General features: G+C 67.7%; 5 protein-coding genes and 1 pseudogene. All 6 read left to right on the forward strand.

Going from position 1 to position 2,319, the window contains the following annotated elements; all coding sequences use genetic code 11:
* Positions 1-186: 186 nt before the first annotated feature.
* Positions 187-354, forward strand: a complete 168-nt coding sequence (locus tag Q1V71_RS05980) for a GntR family transcriptional regulator (protein ID WP_300641684.1) — start codon at positions 187-189, stop codon at positions 352-354.
* Positions 351-731 (forward strand): hypothetical protein, encoded by a 381-nt coding sequence (locus tag Q1V71_RS05985; RefSeq protein ID WP_300641686.1) that lies wholly within the window; start codon positions 351-353, stop codon positions 729-731. The genes Q1V71_RS05980 and Q1V71_RS05985 overlap by 4 nt, the downstream gene beginning before the upstream one ends.
* Positions 732-815: 84 nt before the next feature.
* Entirely contained in the window at positions 816-1,007 is a 192-nt protein-coding gene (locus tag Q1V71_RS05990; RefSeq protein WP_257754575.1) for a hypothetical protein, read from the forward strand.
* Positions 1,008-1,023: 16 nt separating this feature from the next.
* The gene (locus Q1V71_RS05995) at positions 1,024-1,218 is read left to right on the forward strand and encodes a hypothetical protein (RefSeq protein WP_183595679.1); all 195 of its coding nucleotides are present in this window, start codon (positions 1,024-1,026) and stop codon (positions 1,216-1,218) included.
* A gap of 3 nt (positions 1,219-1,221) precedes the next feature.
* Complete coding sequence (locus Q1V71_RS06000) at positions 1,222-1,545, forward strand: hypothetical protein (RefSeq protein WP_300641691.1); 324 nt, start codon at positions 1,222-1,224, stop codon at positions 1,543-1,545.
* Positions 1,546-1,709: 164 nt separating this feature from the next.
* Positions 1,710-2,319 (forward strand): annotated as a pseudogene (locus Q1V71_RS06005) (helix-turn-helix domain-containing protein); the annotation flags it as partial.

Below are 2,319 nucleotides of genomic sequence, written 5' to 3' on the forward strand. Positions count from 1 at the left end.
TACCTTCGCTGCGAGCGACGCGTGAGATCTACACGCAAACCAGACGGGCGACGCCGGCAAGCGCCCGTCGGTTCTCACCTGGTGCAGGCCGGGACTTGCCTGCGCGATACGACCAACCTTGATACGCAGGGTCTCCAGTAAACGTCATGGCGCAGGTGTGCACAAGTTATGTGGTTCAGGCTCCTCGTGGCCCGATACCGAGAGATCGCCGACGATCTGCGCCGCCGGATCACCGAGGGCGAGTTCGCTGTCGGCGATCAGCTGCCTTCCATCGCCGCGCTCCAGGAGCACTACGACGTGCCCGGTCTGGGCACCATCCGGCAGGCTCAACAATCCTCTTCGACCAGGGCATGATCGTGACTCGCCAGGGCGTCGGAGCCTTCGTGGTCAGCGCAGCTCCTCGGACACGCACGATCGACGTCGTCCAACGCCTCAAGGTCGCGCGCGCTGCGATCGACGACGCGCTTGCAGCCCTTGCCGAGGCTGCCCCGGTCGCGGACGAGACAGCGACCACCTACCGCTGTGGCTTCTGTGACGCGACGTTGTCCAGCTCGGATCAGGCCGAGCTCGTGGCCTGGGCCGACGAGCACACCGACAACGAGCACCCCGAAGATCGGGACTGGCCGAACACCTACTCGATCTACTACCCCAACCACCCGCCGCTCCAGCCGCCGCAGGTCTACTACCGCTGGCCCGGAGGGAAGTCGAACTACCCGAGCGAGCGCCGCTGAGCACCCGCGGGCCGCTGTGGAATACGAACGGAGTGTCGGACGCATGAGCCAGACTGCAGGAGAGCTCGACGACAGGAGATCGCGATGAGCACCGAGCTGCCCACGTTCGAGGACATGCGCCGGCGGGCGCACAGACTCCTCGGTGACGCCGAGGACGAGCTGCGCTCAGATTGGCGCTCCGGCACCGGGCCCACCCACGAGCAGAGCCAGGCGGCCCTCGAGGCCCGCCAGCTGATCGCCCAGGCGAAGGCCGCGCTCGACCGCGCGGCGCGTTGATCTGAGGCGTGACGACATGGCCACGTACAGACACACCATCCACTACATCGTTCGCGTCATCGAACGTCCGGCCAGCGATGACCGGGAGACCTGGTTCGCCGGTCCCTTTGGATCTACCGAGGCGGACCACGTCGCCAGCGAACTCGAGCACGCGGCCGACCACGACCGCGAGTGCTACGTAGAGCAGCTGTTCGCCCGCGAGGAGGGCTGATCCATGACCACCTCCGCCGCAACGCGCGATGACCTGGTCGCCATGGCGACCTTTCCACTGACCCGGCCGGGTGAGAACACTGTCCCGATCCGGATGCAGACCGAGCACTTGGCGGCGGTCGAGAGCAACCTCGACCAGCGCGGCGTCCCGGCCGAGATCGTCGAGAAGTACTTCCTCGGACTCCACCGCTGCGACGAACTGCCGCTCGAGCTGTGGATCGGCATGATCACCGACGCGTACAACCTCGCCACCGCGACCGCCGCTGCTCCCTCCTACGTCGCCGCCCTCGCCATTGAGGGCTCTTCGTACCTGCGGTGCGGGCAGTGAGCGACTTGGCATGACGCGGTCGGGGTGAATGGGGTCGAGGCCCTCCAGGATCGGGAGCGACCAAGCTGCCCAACCGGAAGGCCTCGACGATGCTCGAGCCTACGGCGTGTGAGCGTGCACGCCCACGCCCTGAACGCCCCTGCTACTGCGATCGCTGCGACCTGTTGGTCGGCCTCGAGGGGTTTCACGTCATCGACGTCAGCCAAGACGCCGGCACTGTCCGCGTCGTTGTCGAGACACCCGCCCAACTCGGGCGCCCGGTCACGCTGATCTGGCGCAAGCGGACCTGGCGCTGTGCGGAGGAGAAGTGCTCGACGAAGTCGTTCACCGAGCAGCATCTCGACCTGGCCGGGCCACGAGCGTTGCTGACCGTGCGGGCGTGCTGGTGGGCCATCGGCCAACTGCGGGGCGAGCACGCCTCGATCGCTGGGCTGGCCCGTCAGCTCGGCACGACGTGGCGCACGGTGTGGCGCTCGATCCAGCCGCTGCTGGAAGCGATGGCCGCCGACGAGGACCGCTTCACCAACGTCACCTCCCTTGGAGTCGATGAGCACATCTGGCACCACGTCTCCACCAAGCCCGTCGACCAGGGCGGCCGCGGACCCAAGGAGCTGACCGGGATGGTCGACCTGTCCCGTGACCAGCACGGACGCGTCCGCGCCCGGCTCCTCGACCTCGTCCCGGGCCGGTCCGGCAAGGCCTACGCCGACTGGCTCACCGCCCGCGGCGAGGAGTTCCGAGGTGGCATCAAGGTCGCCGCCCTGGACCCCTTCC

The organism is Nocardioides sp., from assembly GCF_030149505.1.
Taxonomy (GTDB): Bacteria; Actinomycetota; Actinomycetes; order Propionibacteriales; family Nocardioidaceae; genus Nocardioides.

What these genes read in the sequence shown, in the direction of transcription:
- Q1V71_RS05985 (WP_300641686.1), top strand. Translation starts at nt 351, where the DNA reads ATGATCGTGACTCGCCAGGGCGTCGGAGCCTTCGTGGTCAGCGCAGCT.
- Q1V71_RS05990 (WP_257754575.1), top strand. Translation starts at nt 816, where the DNA reads ATGAGCACCGAGCTGCCCACGTTCGAGGACATGCGCCGGCGGGCGCAC.
- Q1V71_RS05995 (WP_183595679.1), top strand. Translation starts at nt 1,024, where the DNA reads ATGGCCACGTACAGACACACCATCCACTACATCGTTCGCGTCATCGAA.
- Q1V71_RS06000 (WP_300641691.1), top strand. Translation starts at nt 1,222, where the DNA reads ATGACCACCTCCGCCGCAACGCGCGATGACCTGGTCGCCATGGCGACC.